This is a genomic window from Pseudovibrio sp. JE062, from assembly GCF_000156235.1.
Taxonomy (GTDB): domain Bacteria; phylum Pseudomonadota; class Alphaproteobacteria; order Rhizobiales; family Stappiaceae; genus Pseudovibrio.
Genome location: NZ_DS996808.1, coordinates 75,652 through 92,930 on the forward strand (window position 1 = coordinate 75,652; position 17,279 = coordinate 92,930).

The window sequence follows — 17,279 nt, forward strand, 5'->3', positions numbered from 1 at the left end:
TCACTCAGCGGACGCTTGCCAACACATCAGCAATTTATGTGCCAATCACAACTGGAGCTTTTATAAATTAATTTCAAAGTCCTATCTACTTGATATATTGGGATATATTCTAAAATATGGTTTGCGGATCCGTCTATGTCCAGTGTCCATTAAAGGCTTCGTTAGACCGTTTTTGGCCTAAGCTGAGCCGAAAATGGTTCTTTGCTAAGTTTCCGTTTTCTTCAAAGGATACTATCCAGGTCGGTTTTTCATCCTTTCTCGAGGCAAGTATGGTATTCAACTATCGAGGATGAAGTATTCTGCCAATAGCTCGATGATATGGATTCTTCAGGTTACGAAAAAATATGACTGGATCTGCTAGATAAGCAGTCACGGCGCTTTCTCCACCAATTTTTCTGACGATTGGCGTAGCAATTGGGCAAATATACTGACGTCTCCAGTCTGTATTTCTAATGATATTTGTATGTATGGTATTCTTTGGTTCTTTTATACTTTCTATGGCTGCGTCTGCTTTGGAGTGTTCTCCGATAATTCCATCTATATCTATATTAAGAAGTTCATAAAAATACTTCCTGCCATTCATCTGCTTCTTATAACGTGGCTTGAAAATTATAAAATCTGAATACTTGGAGTGTATTTCTATGCTCAACAAGGTTCCTTGCTTTTCTATTTTGGGTTCCAGAAGCCCTTCAGCATCATAAATGTAGAACTCGCACTTATCATCCACATTGCCTGGTTCGTATTTAAACTGCAAAGTTATCTTTGATGCATTTCTTTCAATAGGAATAGAAAAGCCACTGCAGTAGTGGAAGGATTTGATCTTCTCTGACGATCTCTCCATTCCGAGGCCTAGAATGCAAAACCGGTTTAGTTTCTCAAATATCCCAAATCGATTGAAATTTATTTTTATACCTCCCAAGACCCTCTGCTGTATAGGAACATGAGTGTTGTATATATATTCATAAGTTGAATGCATTGTGCTGGGAGATATTAATCTAGAATATTTCGGATTAAGTCGGGATTTCTTTTCCGCAAGCGACTTAACCCATTGTTGCTCCAGTTTCTTCGCAACGTTACCGGCCAAAAAGTGCTTTTCAACTAATGAAAAGCCGCTTTTTCCAACTTGACTTCTCAGGTTTGGGTTGAGGGTTTTTTTCAAAACCTGAAACCATTCATCAGGATCTGATGTGTGAGTGAAAAACCCGTCTTCGTTATCATGAAGTAATTCAGCAAACCCCGTTTTGAAAGTAAATATGGGCTTAGCAAAAACCATGCCCTTAAGTAATCGGGAAGATAATCGATACTTATTGAAGGTGTCTGGAACTCCAGGGGCACATATTACATCACTAATTTTTATATAGTTAATGTACTCTCTGTCACCAAGACGCCCTAATGATTTGAAGTGCTTGATCTTGCCCTCAAGGTTTGTGTCTCCTTCATTTCCGCAAACCAGTAATGCAATCGGTTTAGGGCTATATTTCTGAAGTTTTATCATTGATCGAATAAATAATTGATACTCTTCAGAGTACCGGTATACAGTTCCGTTTACAAAATATACGATGCTGTCCTCGGGTATTTTGAGCAACTCCAGTTTTCTTTTACGGACCTCTTCCGAAACTGGAGATAAATCAAAGTTTTCCATTCTGAGGACAGGCGGCAAAAGATCACAAGGCTTATGAAATTTCCCCTCAAGTCTTTCCTGCATGGGATACCAAATTGCACTAAACCGATCAGCAGAATGATACATTAAAGATCGCAAACATGGTTCAACCCAACGGTATGCCGATGGACTTGAAAAAGTTTTGATGAAGTTATCGAGATCAAGAAATTTCAGGAACTCAGCAATATCTTTGTCGAATAGAAAAGGTTTATCTAAGCTATCCATTAAGGAAGGGTTTGGCTCTGGATAGTACTTACTGAATGGTTGAAACTCGTCGTCCTCGCCTTGAACTATAACCAATGGATTGTGGCGCATGATAATCTCAAGAGCAGCCCGAATTGGTTTAGTTCTTACCCCTACTTCAACTAGAATATTTGGCTGCAACTCATTGACAGCGCTTTTTATGGTTTCACTCAACAACTGTCCTTGGAACGATAGTCGCATCCATCGCACACCTTCATCATTTGGGATACAGGTGCCTTCAGATAAAACCAGAACTCTATGTCCTAACTTTACCAACTCTGCAGATAAATCCTGCAAATAGTACCCAGAACCTCCCCAGCTAGGAGAAGGATGTACTATTACAATCCTGAGTTGCTTATTTTTTTCAATTTTTGGCGTTGTTGCTATCAGTGAATGCCGTTTGCTCGCGTCAAAGGTTAAATCTGATAGTTTAGGGCTGATCTGCTTGGCAGTTTCAAGACTTGATTTGGAAATATCTACTAGAAGCTCAAAAAGCAAGTAATGTAGAAAGTATAGACAAATTTCTAAATCCTTACTCTCCAAAGGAGATAAACTAAGAAAACTAGATAACTCACTTTGCAAGCTATCTGAGTTTTTTAGCGCAGTACAATTCGGTAATATTTCGTAAAACGATTTTCCCAATAGGAAGATACGTTTTCCTTTTGCAGCCATTTCCAAGCCGGATTGTGAGTTAATTACAATGCCTGCCGAGGACGCGTCCATTAAACGATATACGTTCTCATTGTTTTCATCTCCAATAAACAGCACTTCATCATGGCCAGCGCATAGATTTTTCAATCGCCTTTTGTACTCTGTTTTATCTCCTGGGTGTGCCTTCACGATTAGCGGCTGTTGCAGTTTAACGCAGGCGTCAATAACTCTGCTGTAAGCTTCTAAGGAACTCTTAAAATGAGGATTGTCATAGGTGACTACAGTGTCAATGAAACATTGTCCAAGAAGTAGCAGAGGTGCCTTATTGAAAGATGAGATGAAAGAAATAGTGTTTGATGAAAGCTCACTTTTGGGTTGGTTCCGGACTTTTCCTGAGTAATTATTTGAAATCCAGCTCTGAACCTTATGTTTTTCGTGATCTGCAAGCTGGTCATTTTTTGAACTCAACCTTGGCCAGTCTGATACAATGGAAAACTCATTGCCAATGCGTCCTGCTGCATCGAAGTGAATTTTGTTTTTGTCAAAGGAAAATTCTATAGCATAGACGGGAATGTTGTTTTGTTTTGCTAGAGCTTGAAGTACTCGAGGTTCAATTAGCATCCCCCCCCAAACAACGACACAGCTGGGTCTCGTTCTGCGATAGATATCTATGCATACATCGATGCATGACATTGCCCGAGAATATATTAGTTCAACTTCGGCAAGAAGTTCATCTGAGTAGCTTTCAAGAAATGCTGGGCACTCGTATCCAATGCTGCCTTTACACAGATCCCATAAGTTAAAATCTTTATACTCTAAGGAGTAAACAGTGTCTTGATCTAAGCTAACATGATTATCAGAGAAGTCAGGTTTGTATGGAATATAAAATTCTCCAACGAGCTTCTCTCCAAAAACGCACACATCATATCCGAGTAAAGAAAGTGCGTTATGAACTTCAATCTTTACTGCTCCACCAGGCACAACTGTGTTGTCTAAAAGTATCATCTGATGTTCACCCTTAATCTCGGACATCGTGATTAAAGCTGCTATGTTTTCGGCTTCCAAGCCCTTTGATCTGGAGGTAATCCGCGAGCTAAAGCAATGAATGAATTAAATTTGCCTATAAGGGAGAGTCAGAGCGCAATCAGGTAATCAGCAGTGGTGTATTTAGTAATGCGACTGGCAAAAAATAGTAAGTATTTGCAGAGTGCTTGGAGCATATAAAAAATAATACATGATTTTCAATTGTTGCATATAAAATGAATTGTGAGATTCTTAAGTACTCGGCTTAAGAGGAAGTGCTTTATCTGTTCTATGTCGTTCGGAAGCTGAGACGAACTCCAAATTTACGCCCTTATGCTGCGAGGAGTACTTTCAAATGTCGAGCGATGTTCTTAGCCAGATTAGTCAAAGCATATCTGATCCTTCATACCTAGATGAGACAAGTAAGCTTGAGAGAGAAGCAGTCAACTTGCTGGTGAAATATGCTCAATACTCACAGTTGGGCGATCAGCAACCGCCGCTTTCAGGTGAGTTGCTTGTTCAAGAAGCTAAGCAATTTTTGAAAGCGTTATCAGAGTGGGAGGATGAGTTTGGAGAATTGGATGTTTTATATAAAGCTGCCCGTAAAGAGATTGGCGTTCTTCGTAGTAAGGTGATGAAAGAAAGGTTGCAAAAAGCTAATCTTCAGCGGACAAATAACATATTAAAACAAGCTTTTATACTGTCTACGGAAATGCGTGATGAGCATCTTTCAGAGGTTAAGGATTTAGCCTTCGCAAGAGAGCTTTTTGTTTCCACTGTAAAGATGGTTGAAATCGAGGTGTTTTCTTATTGCAACCGTGTTTGTTGGTTTTGCCCGAATGCCATTCATGATCGTCGTTCTGCAAACCATCATATGAAACACGAGACTTATATCAAGATCCTAGAAGATTTGAGATCATGTGATTTCGACAAACGAATAAGTTTTAGTCGATATAATGAGCCTTTGGCTGATCAATCTATTGTTGATAGACTTGCAGAAGCAAGAAGTTATCTGCCTAAAGCAATTTTGCATATAAATACAAATGGAGATTATCTTCATGAAGAGTATTTATCTCGGCTATATGAGGCAGGTTTGCGATCTCTGAATGTACAGATCTATTTAAACAATGAAGAAAAATATGATCATGGGAGAGTTAGGCAAAAACTAGAAAGAAGAGTTTCTGATTTAGGATTGTCAGTACATGATGTCAAAGATATCCCAAATACTTGGTTAGAGGTTGCAGCACCTTACCGAGACATGAAACTTCGGATGTATGGTCGGAATTTTGACGTAAATGGGTGTGATCGGGGAGGTACTGTAGAAGTCCATAGTAAGAGCCCACGAGTTTCACCTTGTCGCTCGCCTTTCTATCACATGTACATTGATTACAACGGGTCAGTAATGCCCTGTTGTAATGTTAGATCAGATGTGCCTGAGCATAGACAATGCAAGCTAGGTGTAATGAGTAAAGATACTTCATTGTTTGAGATTTATGCAGGATCGAAAGCTGCAAGTTGGCGTCGGGCAATGGTGGGTTTCAGGCCCAAAGAAGGTGTGTGCAAGAACTGCAATTTTAAAGAATTTACAGACTCTATTGAAACACGAAAGGCGCAAGAGAGCATACTTAAAACCGCGCTGGATTTGGAAAAAACTATTTAAATGGGTTACTTAGTGCGCTTTTGGTTTTACTCTCCTTTTGCGAGCGCCCCCTTAAACTGAACTACATTAGCCGCGATGGAATGAGCCTCTTTCGCTGCTTCAGATGTTGTTCGCTCTAACAATCTTGCACCAACATATCCTGCGGCAAACGAGTCTCCTGCTCCAGTGGTGTCGACTGGGATAATGCCGCTTTGTGGGGAGACGGTGACTTTCTCTCCGTCCATCAAGATCAAGCAATCATTACCGCCATCTTTTACGACGACCTCTGTTGAACCCCATGAAGACCAAGTGGTTGCGATCATATCTTTTGATGTCTGCTCCCAAAGAGTGATGTGATCTTCCTTTGAGACAAGCGCGATATCAGCTAGCTTTGCGAGTTGTTTGTTGGCTTGACGGCAAATGTCATTATTAGGCCACAGGTCTGCCCGGTAGTTGGGGTCGTAGGCGATGAGGCTATGTGGTTTCACAATATGCAGCGCTTCAATCAGATTGTGTCGTTGTGCCTCATCTAGAATGGCGAGCGATATACCGGAGAGGTACAGGCTATCGTAGGATACCAATAGCTCTGCAATTCTTGCGGAGTTCCAGCCATCAAACATGTGGCGGGCGGCAGATGCAGAGCGCCAATATTGGAAGTAGCGCTCACCAGAAGCATCGTTTTCGATTATGTAAAGGCCGGGCATACGCCCCTCAATGCATTGAAGCGCATTCGTGCGGATACCTTCGCTTTCAAATGCAGCGACCATTTTTTGACTGTATGTGTCACATCCAACACCTGTGATGAAGGAAACATCCAGTTCGTCACCGAACTGACGCGCCAGATAAACTGCAGTATTGAAGGTGTCTCCAGCAAAAGACTGTTTGAACAAACCGTTCGTTGTTGGAGCAAGTTCCAGCATGCATTCCCCAATGCAAGCGATGGATTTTCTTTTTAAATTTAACATTGGGAGGCCTGTACGCAACATCAGCAAAAAGTGGGAAGTTGAACAGCCAACGATGCCTGAGATCATGTTGGCTGTATCAGTGTTAGAGAGCGATGTTCAGTTCAAAATAGCGATTTGCATTGTTGAAACTGATATCCTGAACCATGCCACCAAGCAGCTCCATGTCTTTTGGTGCTTCGCCATCAACCACCCAGGTGCCGATCATGTTACAGAGGATGCGGCGGAAGTACTCGTGGCGGGTGTACGACAAGAAAGATCGACTATCTGTCAGCATTCCTATGAAACGTGACAGCAGGCCAAGTTGGGATAATTGCTCCATCTGACGTAACATGCCGTCCTTTTGGTCGTTAAACCACCAGCCAGACCCAAATTGGATTTTGCCTGGAATCCCGCCACCCTGGAAATTGCCGCACATGGTTGCAAGCACTTCATTGTCTCTTGGATTAAGCGCATAAAGGATTGTTTTTGGTAGAGCGTCTTCTTCATCAAGCTTGTTGAGCAGTCTACCGAGTGGCTGCGCAATCAGGCCGTCATTGATGCTGTCGAAGCCAGTATCTGGTCCCAACAGGCTCAACATACGGGAGCTGTTATTGCGAAGTGCACCAATGTGATACTGCATGGCCCAACCGCGGTGCGCATATTCTTTGCCCAGATAGATCAGGACAGCTGTTATAAACGCTGCGGCTTCTTTTTCACTGACGAAGGAACCGGAAAGGCGGTTTGAAAGGATGTTGTTGAGCTCGGTTTCAGAAGCTTCTTCATAAACAACTGTATCGAGAGCATGATCGGAGATTGTGCAGTCGTGCGCTGCAAAGTGGTCTAGCCGTTTAGACAGTGCAGCACACAAATCTGCAAAGCTATTGATTTCAGTATCAGACACTTCAGAGAGCTTGGTGATGTAATCGACATAGCCCGTTGCGTTGATCAGAAATGACTTATCGGGGCGCCAGGATGGGTTCATCCGAACAGAAAAACTATTGTCTTCCGCTGTTTTCTTATGCGCGCTCAGATCATCGATTGGATCGTCAGTTGTACCGACCATGCGTACATTCATTTTTCTCATGATGGAGCGTGCTGAAAACTCTGGTGAGGCCAGCATTTCATTTGCACGGTTCCAGATATTCTCAGCTGTAGCGCCATTTAACAAACTATCATCAATTCCGAAGGGGCGGCGTAGCTCCAAATGTGTCCAGTGATAAAGCGGGTTGCCGATGGTTGCTGGTACAGTTTCAGCCCATTTCTGGAACTTTTCACGGTCAGATATGTCTTTGCCAGTGCAATACTTCTCTTCAACACCATTGGCACGCATAGCACGCCATTTGTAGTGATCTCCTCTGAGCCAGATCTCTCCGAGATTTGCGAACTGATAGTCGTCAGCAACTTGCTCTGGTGGCAGATGGCAATGGTAATCAATGATCGGCATATCCTTAGCGAAGTCATGATAAAGCTCGCGTGCAACTTCAGAATGCAGAAGGAAATCGTCAGTTAGAAAAGTGGTCATTTTGATACTTTCAGCTGGAGAAATATCGGGGTCTGAAATAGTTAGGAGGATGAAGTACCAGTCCAATCCGCTAGGCGATCAAGCGTGAATGGTTCAGCTTGAAGGAAAGCAAGCGCTTCAAGTATCAAAGCCACTAGAGCATCACTTGCAATAGACTTGCCCCAGAACGCTTCTTCACTGAGAAACGCTCGGATCATAGTGTCTGTGCCTTCTGTAACTTGCAGAGTGTTGAGTGTCTTAAAACGCTCGAGGACTTCGTCAGCGTCACGGGCTGGAAGTTCCTCAGCGTGCTTGAAAGCGCCAGTATAGAAAATCAGCCATGCAGCAAGAGAAAGTGCCATGTATCGAGGAGGCTTGCTCTTGGCGGCAATATAGCTTTCAAATCGTGGGAGGTTTCGGGTTTGAAACTTTGCAATGCCATTGAGCGATATGTCATGCCAGCGATGCTTGATATATGGATTGGAGAAGCGGCGCAGAACTTCGTCGCTAAATGCGCTCAGTTCGTCTTTTGGCAATGAGAGGAATGGGATGATTTCCTCCTGCAACATACCTTCCAGAAATGCTCTGCCGACAGGATGTTCGATTGCAGACTGCACGGTTTCAGTTTGAGAAAGTAATGCGAGCGGGCAAAAGCCAGTGTGAGCACCATTGAGGATTGCCACCTTTCGCTCTTTGTAGCCATCCGCATTGGAAGTTATCAGTGTGCCGTCATCATACTCTCCCAAAGGCAAGAGCAACTCAGGTTGATCTTCTCGTTTCTCAATAACAAGAAAATGAAAGAGTTCTGCTGTGACCATCAAAGGGTCTTCATAGCCAAGCTCTGCCTCAAATGTCTTTGCTTCACCACGAGGATAACCCGGAACAATGCGATCAACGAGCGTGTTGTAAAATGCGGAATGTGTACTGATCCAGTTGATGAACTCTGTTGGTAGTTTCCAATCACGAGCATGCTGGAGAACAATCTCTTCAAGAGTGCCTCCGTTCTTTTCTATCAACTCACATGGCAAGAACTGAAAACCAGGCGCACTGGAGCCGCCGAAGCTATTGAAGCGCTCCAGGAGTAGTCTCGTCACTTTTGCAGGAAATGAAACAGGCGGTTCATCCTGAAGCTTGCAGTCAGGCAGATAGGTGATGCCTGCTTCTGTAGTGTTGGAGATAACCGTCGTAAAGTCTGAGTTTCTCGCGAGGGCAAGAACCTCATGCCACTCACTGACTGCAGACATTTCTTTTCGAATGCATGCGACCTGACGAACATCAGAAACAGGTTTCCCATCCTGATCAACCCCACGTGTAACTGCGGTGTATGCGCCGTCAGTCTCATTGAGTGAGAATGGGATTCCACCATCAATGGGCCGGACCACAACAACACCAAAGTCGGTACCTGCGCGTTCATTCATACGATCAATTTTCCAATCCATGAAAGCGCGTAGGAAGTTACCTTCTCCGAACTGGATCACTCTTGGTGTTGGGCGAGGACGACCTGCCAGGTTTTTCTCTGAGATACGGTTCATAAATCTATCTCCTTGTGATGTTTCCAGCTACAGAGTGACGCCCGTCTTGAAGATGACGATCTCTTGCATACGGTTGATTTCATTGAGTGTCTGTTTGCCGCTGGCGACTTGCATTAAGTAGTCTGCAAAGTCAGTGCACAACTCATCCATGTCCGTATCGTCGTGAACCAGCGTGCCTGCCGAAAAATCGATCCAGTGCTTTTTTCGATCAGCAAGCTCAGTGTTGGAAGCGACTTTTACGGTTGGAACGACAGTCCCAAGAGGATTGCCGCGGCCAGTTGTAAACAGCACCATATGACAGCCCGCGGCTGCCAGAGACGTGATCGCCGTTCCATCATTTCCGGGGGCTTCCAGAAGGTTTAGTCCGTTCTTGCTTAAGCGATCCTGATAGCGCAGTACGTCTGTAATGATCGAAGTACCTGCTTTCTGCGTGCAGCCAAGAGACTTCTCTTCTAACGTGGTGATCCCACCCTCTTTGTTGCCGGGCGATGGGTTCTCATAAATGGGCTGATCATGGTCGATGTAATACTGCTTGAAGTCATTAATCAGCGAAACGATGTCAGCAAACACGGACTGGTTTTCAGCGCGCTTCATCAAGATGCGTTCAGCACCAAACATTTCAGGTACTTCTGTAAGAACCGTGGCGCCACCTCTGCTGCAAAGCCAATCTGACAAAGCACCCAGCAATGGGTTCGCCGTTATGCCAGAGAATCCGTCGGAGCCTCCGCATTTCAAACCAATCCGCAAACGATCAACACCTACCGGCACACGTTTGTCGGAGCTCAGAATACCTGCAAGATCCTGCAAGTGGCGATATGCTGTTTCGAACTCATTTTCGGTTTCTTGGGCGACCATGCAGCGCAGGCGCGATTGATCGGACATCTCCAGGTTTTCGAGGAACTCGGTAAGCGTGTTGTTCTCACAGCCAAGCCCCATCACCAGAACGCCACCTGCATTCGGATGCATGACCAGATTTTGCAAAATCGTGCGCGTATTGACGTGATCATCGCCAAGCTGGGAGCATCCAAAAGGATGCGCCAATACAGTTACTTGGGTGCCTTCAGGAAGCTCTTCGCTGTGCTCAAACTGCCGTGCAACGGCTTGAGCAACACCATTTACGCAGCCAACAAGTGGGACAATCCAAAGATCGTTACGAATGCCAATATCGCCGTTTGCTCGTTCAAATGCAAAAATCTGCGGAACTTTTATTTCACGTTCCTGTTGCTCTGGTGCACCTGCGTATGTGTAAGTCTCGTCGGTTCCAAGTCCGGTCTTCAAGTTATGAGAGTGAATATGTTCTCCGCATTTGATTGCCGAGCGCGCACGTCCAATGGAAGCGCCATACTTGATGACATGCTCACCTTCAGCAATGTCAGCTCGTGCAATCTTGTGACCTGCAGGTATATCTTGAAGAAGGCTAACGCCTTCGATAATTTCATTTTTCTTGAATGACTTCAAAGCAACGAGAACAGTATCATCGCGATGAATTTGCATATGGGATCTCACGGTGACTCCAGACCATGTCTATCCGTGCAACAAACACGGGCTTTTTCGTTGATTTTGAGGGAGGGTTTGAAGGGTGACAGTGCACCCTTCATGCTGGTCAGTGCATTCCAAACAAACCAGGTAAGAAGAGTGAGAGCTCTGGAATGTAAATGATAGCTAGCAGTGCAATCAGCAGGGCACCGAAGAATGGCAGCATTGGTCGGATCATGTCGTGTAGTTTGACATCTGAAACCGAACAACCGACGAACAGCGCCGCTCCAACAGGTGGAGTACACAAGCCGATACACAGGTTGGCGACCAACATGATCCCAAAATGCACTGGATCCATACCCAGATCTTTTGCAATTGGCAGAAAGATTGGAGTGAAGATGAGAACGGCTGGTGTCATGTCCATGAACACACCAACGATCAACAAGATCACATTAATGATGAGCAAGATGACTATAGGGTTCTCAGAGATCGCCAGCAGTGCATCTGTAATCATATAAGGAATGTCGGCGCGGGTCATAACCCAGGACATGCCAATGGAGATTGCGATAAGCACCATTACGATTGATGTGGTGACGACAGCCTCCAAAAGCAGTTTGGGCAGCTGATGAAGTTTGATTTCGCGGTATACGATCACAGAGAGAAAGAACGCATAAACTACCGCGATCGCTGAGGCTTCAGTTGCCGTAAACACGCCGCCCAGAATTCCCCCCATCACAATAATGACGAGCAAAAGACTTGGTATCGCATCCCACGTCACTTTCAAGGCTTGCTTGAGAGTTGGGCGCTCGGCGACCGGATACCCACGCCGCTTTGCGATGATGCTGCCAATCACCATGAGGCTCAGCCCCATGAGAACACCCGGCAGGTAACCAGCCATAAATAGTGTTGCAACTGACACACCACCTGCAGTGAGTGCGTAAATGATCAATACGTTGGAGGGTGGAATGAGCAACCCTGTAATGCAGGAGGTGACGTTCACTGCAGCTGAATAAGCGGGATGATAGCCGGACTTCTTCTGCAATGGCGCCATCGTGCCACCAACCGCAGCTGCCGCCGCTGTTGCTGAGCCCGAGATCGATCCAAACAACATGTTCGCCATGACATTAACGTGTGCCAGCGAACCTGGCATGCGGCCAACCAGGATCTGAGAGAAGTTTATCAGGCGTATAGCAATACCGCCGCTGTTCATCAGCACGCCAGCAAGAATGAAGAATGGAATTGCCAGAAGCGCAAAGCTATCCAATCCAGCGACCATGCGCTGACTAATGACGGCAAGGATTACCTCTAAGGGCATCATCATAGCGCCGGCGATGATTGCAGAAACTCCGAGAGAAAACGCAATCGGAACGCCTGTAAAGACAAGAAAGAAGAAAGACCCAAACAGAGCTAGAGCAACATACCATTCCATCACGCTACTCCATCCTGCTCGAGTTCACCGGAGAGATTATGAGCAGCTATAGTCTTCTCGAAACCAAGTAAGTTCCGCAGTGCTTCAATGGCAAAGTGAAGAGAGTAAATAACGATTACGCCGCCGCTTAAGGGGAGAACAAGATAGATGTACTCCATTGGCAGCAGCATAGCCGGAGACAGTTGGCCAGTTGCCTGCACCTTGAGGAGCAGTCGCATACCACCAAAGATCATTGTTGCTGCTGCAAAGCCTCCAACAACCAGATTGGAGTATGCTGTAAAGAGTAGCTTTTTGCGGCCTGTCAACCGGCCAGTAAAAAGGTCAATCGCCAAATGACGCTGTGCCCCAACACAGTAAGCCCCACCTAGTAAACCAACCCAAATCATCGAAAACCGAGCGATTTCATCGGTGAATGTGCTTGGTTGGCCAAGTATATAGCGGCTCACAACCTGCCAGGTGACACACACCACCAGCAGGGCCATGACGGATACGCTGAAAGCTGCAATGATCACGTCAATGAACTTTTTGAGTTTGTTTGGAAGCATCACGCCTCTCCAAAACAGGTATAAAGAGAGTGCAACTCAAGCGTTGCTGCTGAAAGATGGAGGGACACAGTATGCCCCTCCAAACATGTTGAAGTTACTTGCCAACTGCCTCAATGCGCTCAATCCAGGAGTATTTCTTTGGATCTTTTTTGGCATCGTCATACAGGGGCTGAAGAGCCGCACGAAATGGCGCTTTATCAACCTTGTAGAACGTTGCTCCTGATGCAGCGGCTTTCTCACGAGAGTTCTGAACTTCTTTATCCCAGAGGACTTGCTCATACTTCTCGGACATCTCAGCGGCCTTCATAAGGATTTCACGCTGTTCTTCTGAAAGAGCATCCCAAGTCTGCGTTGCGATCACGAGATAATCTGGAACCGAGGTATGGCGGTCTTCAGAGTAGTGCTTTGCGACTTCCACGTGACGAGTTTGATAATAAGAAGGCTCGTTGTTTTCCGCCCCATCAATGACGCCTTGCTGTAGTGCTGTGTAGACTTCACCAAATGAGATCGGAGCAGGAGAACCACCAAGCAACTCAATCATTTTGTTGGTTGTTGGTGTTGAAACAACACGAATTTTCATACCTTTCATGTCTTCAGGAGACTGAATAGGTTTACCCGCATAAAAGCTACGCTCACCGGCTACGTAACCAGCAATTGGAAGGAAGCCTTTTTCCTTTGGTAGTTGCATCATCTCACGACCAACTTCACCAAAAAGAACTTGGTTGAAGTGTTCTTTGGAGCGGAAAAGGTAAGGCATGCTGAAGACGGAGAATGCGCTTTCAAAAGATTCCATCTCACTAGCGGAGCCTTTTGTCATATCCAGTGCGCCTTGCTGAAGCATTTCGAGCGTTTCACGAGGGCCACCCATCTGACCACCCGGATAAATCCGAAGCTTCATTTTGCCATCAGACAGCTCTTTCATGTCTTCAGCCATTTTTTCAAGCGTCTGCGCAACAACGTGGCTTGGGTCCAGATTGTGGGCCAGGCGCAAGGTTACTGCCTCTAGTGCATAAGCAGAAACAGAAGAAAATGCAGCAGGCAGAGCAACAACCAGGCCGAGTGCTAGCTTTGAGTATTTATTAGTCATGTAATCCCAACTTCTTGGAAGAACCACTTTCCTCATAATGCTTAGCTAAATTGATCTATAGCAGCCCGAAACTAAGCGGATATATGGTAAAATTGGTTCGACCAAAACCTCCGATACGAATTGGTAGTTTTAATTTCCCATTGCGCCTACTCCGTCCAAAGAGTCTAGCGCTGATGAATTTGTTATACCAATAATCCAATGTTAGCAAATAAAAATCCAAGAAAATGGGGATGCTGGGTAGTGTGTCAAATATTGGTATGACAAATAAAAGTTATTAAAATCAATATTATATGTAGCAAATTGGTGAATTTTGTCGCATCGGTTTACAGATTTCTCACAGATGTGGAATTGATGTCTAAAACCCGAAATGCAATACAATGATTTTTTGTTATACCAATTGAAGAGAGGAATGTTTTGTCTTAAAATCGAAGCCAAATTTTAGAGTGAGTTCTTTCCCATTGGCGAGAATGTTGTTTTTTAATCGCTGAATTTGATGAGAGCTAATCCCTGAAAAGACAGCGTAAACCATTGGATTCGAGGAGACGGATCTTTGAGCTTATCTTGGGAGGCGATTGCTTCCGCGGTATGATCTTGGATCTGGAGTTTGAATGACTGAAGCTAATAATCGCCTGTACCGTATGATCGGCGAGCAACTCAAAGAGAAAATCAAAAATAAAGAATATGCTATTGGAGGAAAGTTGCCGCCAGAGCGTGCAATCTGTCAGGAACTCGGTGTTAGCCGAACCGTGGTACGCGAAGCCATTATTATGCTGGAAATTGAGGGGATTGTCTCAGTACGTAAGGGCTCGGGAATTCATATTCTGAGTGATCAGCCCAAAAGGGTGGAGCAGGCTCCCGAGGAGCTCGATAGCATCCTCTCGCGAGTTTCATCTGATTTGAAAAGTACTGGTCCTTTCGAATTGCTTGAAGCACGCCAAAATTATGAATGCATGATTGCAGAACTGGCAGCAATCAATGCAACGCAAAAAGACATAGAAGAACTCAGAAGAATCCAAAAAAACGCATTGGCGGAAGATCGTTCTCGCGATTCAAAATGGGACAAAGAGTTTCACATCGCACTGGCCAGATCATCCTCTAACCCGGTTTTGGCAATGCTGGAGGAGATTCTGTGGCATGACCGCACAGCAAACCCGCTCTGGCAAAACCTGCACACGCATATTGATGTGAACGACCTAAACAGCTGGCACCAGGAACACCAGCTAATCCTCGATGCTATCGAAGCCCGAGACCCCAAACGCGCCTACAACGCCATGTGGAACCACATAGAAAGCACCAAAAACACCCTCTACAAAGCCTCTTCTGCGTTGGAGTGAGGTTCGCTTTTTCGGTTTTTCTCAACAAGTGTTGTGGCGCGTTATTGGCGCCACAAATCTAAAGGCAACTTTCTGCAACAATCTTATACAGACTGCACCTTGTACAGGAAGTCGTCGATCTGTTCGCGCAGGCTGATCACTTCTTCGCGGACGGAAGAAGCTGTTTTTGAGACCAGATCAGAGGACTGGTTGGTCTTTTCAGCTGCTTGCGCCACCAGAACCATGTTTTCAGAAACGTTCTGTGTTCCTGTTGCCGCCTGATGCACGTTTTCGGTGATTTCAGCCGTTGCTGCGCCCTGTTGTTCAACGGAGGCTGCGATGTTGGAGGCGAACTCGTTGACTTGGCGGATGCTGGAAGTAATTTCCTGAATGGCTTCCACGGCGTCCTTGGAGGAACCCTGAATTTCCGCGATCTGCAGGGAAATCTCTTCGGTCGCCTTAGAGGTCTGGCTTGCTAGATCTTTCACCTCGGTTGCTACAACCGCAAAGCCCTTGCCCATTTCACCAGCGCGGGCTGCTTCAATTGTGGCGTTGAGTGCCAACAGGTTGGTTTGCTCGGCAATGTCCTGAATGAGGTTCACCACCTCACCAATGCGCTGCGCGGTGCTATCCAGATCCAACACTTTGGCATTGGTTGCTTGGGCTGCATCATTAGTTTTTGTGATCACCTTATTGGTTCGGGAAATTTGTTGCGCGATCTCTTCGATGGAGGCAGAGAGTTCTTCTGAGGCAGAGGCCACAGTTTGAACGTTTGTTGTTGCTTCCTCTGAGGCTGCTGAAGTTGCTGTGGTCTGAGCATTTGTGTCTTCCGCGATAACTGCCAGTTCTTTAGAAGTCTGCTCCAGCTCGTTGAACCGGGTATGTATGATGCCAAGAGCTGTTTCTGCCATGCCAGAAAAGTCCCCAATGAGCTTTGCAACTTCCTTCTGGCGGTTAGCTTCACGCTCATGTTCCTTCTCCGCCTCAGACTGTAAAGTCTGACGTTCCGACACAGCAGTCACAAAGACCTTCAAGGCGTTAGCCATCTGGCCGATTTCATCAGAACGGCCTGTATACTGCACTTCGTCCTTCACATTGCCATCTGCCAGGGATTGCATCCTGTGAGTCAGATTGACGATTGGGCGGGCGATAGAGTTGCCAATGAACCAGAGTACGAGACAGCTCACAAGACCAGCTGCAAATGCAAGAAGCAGGATAATGTTTCTGGTCGTCAAATAACTTGCGTGTAGCTCTGCGGTCGTAACCGACATTCCTGCATACCAATACTGATTGGTAGTTCCTAACCTGAACCGTTCAAGAACAAACTGCCGGTCATTTATCGTCTGCAGGTTCGGCTCATCTGTGACGCCGGATATGATTGATTCAACCATTGTGCCAACGGGTTCACCAAGCAGTGTCTGATCTGTATGGCTCACCCAAAGGCCTTGTTCGCTGATGACTGCAAGGCGACCACTTTCATAAAGGTCATAGGCAGCTAACTTGCTTTTGAGCTTATGAAAATCAATATCGACGATAACACCGCCTATACTTTTACCGGTAGCATCCAGAATTGGGGTAGTGATGGATGCAGACACAGTGTTCTCACCATCAACATCAAAGGTATAAGGCTCTGTAACGTATTGAGATCTTTGTCTGAGTGCAGTTTGGAACCAGCGTTGCACTTCTGGCTTATCGATGCCAGATACCCTGAAGCCAACCTGGCTATCCTTTAGATAGAAATAAGGCGCGAACTGTCCGGATGGCGTTGAGTATCTGTCTGCCTGAAACTCAACATCTCTGCCAAGAACATTAGGTTCCAGGACAACGGCAATGCCGAGGACATCAGAAGTGTTTTTGAGTGCGGCGATAGTGAGATCTGCGATTGTATCGCGATCAGCATCACTTCTTTGGATCTGCTGAGCGAGTAATACGGCCAGATTGGTTGATGTTACTTCCGCTTCACGGGTGACGTCTCTTGCAGTCACTGCCATTCCATTAGCGAATGAAACGAAGAGCGCTTTGGTTTCTTGCTCTGAATGTTGCGAGTTGAGGTAGGTTGCAGTCGTGATGATCAAGGAAAACGACAGAAGAAGCACGACGACAGATGCCAGAACGATACGGTAGCTGAGTTTCATTGGAATGGTCTTTGTGTGAAGCAGAGAGTCCAACGCTTCAGCCAGGTCAGCGGGGTTTGTGATGGCTTGGCTGGCTGAAGCGGGGAGAGAGTTTGTGGCAC

General features: G+C 45.6%; 11 protein-coding genes. 2 read left to right on the forward strand and 9 right to left on the reverse strand.

Going from position 1 to position 17,279, the window contains the following annotated elements:
- Nucleotides 1-280: 280 nt before the first annotated feature.
- On the reverse strand, nucleotides 281-3,586 hold the full coding sequence (locus PJE062_RS10420) for a glycosyltransferase (RefSeq protein WP_157039130.1): 3,306 nt from the start codon (nucleotides 3,584-3,586) through the stop codon (nucleotides 281-283).
- Between the two features lie 346 nt (nucleotides 3,587-3,932).
- On the opposite strand from PJE062_RS10420, the gene PJE062_RS10425 reads away from it, so the two are divergent.
- Nucleotides 3,933-5,237, forward strand: coding sequence for a radical SAM/SPASM domain-containing protein (locus PJE062_RS10425; protein ID WP_008549369.1), 1,305 nt, complete (start codon nucleotides 3,933-3,935; stop codon nucleotides 5,235-5,237).
- A 26-nt stretch (nucleotides 5,238-5,263) separates the two neighbouring features.
- Here the strand turns inward: PJE062_RS10425 and PJE062_RS10430 are convergent, their stop codons facing one another.
- The 7 genes from PJE062_RS10430 to PJE062_RS10460 form a co-directional block, all read right to left on the reverse strand.
- Nucleotides 5,264-6,247, reverse strand: coding sequence for a sugar kinase (locus PJE062_RS10430; protein WP_157039131.1), 984 nt, complete (start codon nucleotides 6,245-6,247; stop codon nucleotides 5,264-5,266).
- Nucleotides 6,248-6,263: 16 nt separating this feature from the next.
- Complete coding sequence (gene uxaC, locus PJE062_RS10435) at nucleotides 6,264-7,682, reverse strand: glucuronate isomerase (protein ID WP_008549139.1); 1,419 nt, start codon at nucleotides 7,680-7,682, stop codon at nucleotides 6,264-6,266.
- Between the two features lie 41 nt (nucleotides 7,683-7,723).
- The gene (locus tag PJE062_RS10440; RefSeq protein WP_008549051.1) at nucleotides 7,724-9,193 is read right to left on the reverse strand and encodes a tagaturonate reductase; all 1,470 of its coding nucleotides are present in this window, start codon (nucleotides 9,191-9,193) and stop codon (nucleotides 7,724-7,726) included.
- Nucleotides 9,194-9,220: 27 nt separating this feature from the next.
- Entirely contained in the window at nucleotides 9,221-10,687 is a 1,467-nt protein-coding gene (locus PJE062_RS10445; protein WP_008549099.1) for a UxaA family hydrolase, read from the reverse strand.
- 109 nt (nucleotides 10,688-10,796) lie between these two features.
- Nucleotides 10,797-12,098 carry a TRAP transporter large permease gene (locus tag PJE062_RS10450; RefSeq protein WP_008549127.1) on the reverse strand — a complete coding sequence of 434 codons (1,302 nt, stop codon included), beginning with the start codon at nucleotides 12,096-12,098 and terminating at the stop codon, nucleotides 10,797-10,799.
- Entirely contained in the window at nucleotides 12,098-12,643 is a 546-nt protein-coding gene (locus PJE062_RS10455; RefSeq protein WP_014290217.1) for a TRAP transporter small permease, read from the reverse strand. The genes PJE062_RS10450 and PJE062_RS10455 overlap by 1 nt, the downstream gene beginning before the upstream one ends.
- 94 nt (nucleotides 12,644-12,737) lie before the next feature.
- Nucleotides 12,738-13,730 carry a TRAP transporter substrate-binding protein gene (locus PJE062_RS10460; RefSeq protein ID WP_008548988.1) on the reverse strand — a complete coding sequence of 331 codons (993 nt, stop codon included), beginning with the start codon at nucleotides 13,728-13,730 and terminating at the stop codon, nucleotides 12,738-12,740.
- A 608-nt stretch (nucleotides 13,731-14,338) separates the two neighbouring features.
- On the opposite strand from PJE062_RS10460, the gene PJE062_RS10465 reads away from it, so the two are divergent.
- Nucleotides 14,339-15,064, forward strand: a complete 726-nt coding sequence (locus PJE062_RS10465) for an FCD domain-containing protein (protein ID WP_008549190.1) — start codon at nucleotides 14,339-14,341, stop codon at nucleotides 15,062-15,064.
- An 83-nt stretch (nucleotides 15,065-15,147) separates the two neighbouring features.
- On the opposite strand, the gene PJE062_RS10470 is transcribed toward PJE062_RS10465, so the two are convergent.
- Complete coding sequence (locus PJE062_RS10470) at nucleotides 15,148-17,178, reverse strand: methyl-accepting chemotaxis protein (protein ID WP_008549379.1); 2,031 nt, start codon at nucleotides 17,176-17,178, stop codon at nucleotides 15,148-15,150.
- Nucleotides 17,179-17,279: the final 101 nt, after the last annotated feature.

Coding starts and splice junctions, on each gene's coding strand:
- PJE062_RS10420 (WP_157039130.1), bottom strand. CDS start 3,586: ATGTCCGAGATTAAGGGTGAACATCAGATGATACTTTTAGACAACACA.
- PJE062_RS10425 (WP_008549369.1), top strand. CDS start 3,933: ATGTCGAGCGATGTTCTTAGCCAGATTAGTCAAAGCATATCTGATCCT.
- PJE062_RS10430 (WP_157039131.1), bottom strand. CDS start 6,247: ATGATCTCAGGCATCGTTGGCTGTTCAACTTCCCACTTTTTGCTGATG.
- uxaC (WP_008549139.1), bottom strand. CDS start 7,682: ATGACCACTTTTCTAACTGACGATTTCCTTCTGCATTCTGAAGTTGCA.
- PJE062_RS10440 (WP_008549051.1), bottom strand. CDS start 9,193: ATGAACCGTATCTCAGAGAAAAACCTGGCAGGTCGTCCTCGCCCAACA.
- PJE062_RS10445 (WP_008549099.1), bottom strand. CDS start 10,687: ATGCAAATTCATCGCGATGATACTGTTCTCGTTGCTTTGAAGTCATTC.
- PJE062_RS10450 (WP_008549127.1), bottom strand. CDS start 12,098: ATGGAATGGTATGTTGCTCTAGCTCTGTTTGGGTCTTTCTTCTTTCTT.
- PJE062_RS10455 (WP_014290217.1), bottom strand. CDS start 12,643: ATGCTTCCAAACAAACTCAAAAAGTTCATTGACGTGATCATTGCAGCT.
- PJE062_RS10460 (WP_008548988.1), bottom strand. CDS start 13,730: ATGACTAATAAATACTCAAAGCTAGCACTCGGCCTGGTTGTTGCTCTG.
- PJE062_RS10465 (WP_008549190.1), top strand. CDS start 14,339: ATGACTGAAGCTAATAATCGCCTGTACCGTATGATCGGCGAGCAACTC.
- PJE062_RS10470 (WP_008549379.1), bottom strand. CDS start 17,178: ATGAAACTCAGCTACCGTATCGTTCTGGCATCTGTCGTCGTGCTTCTT.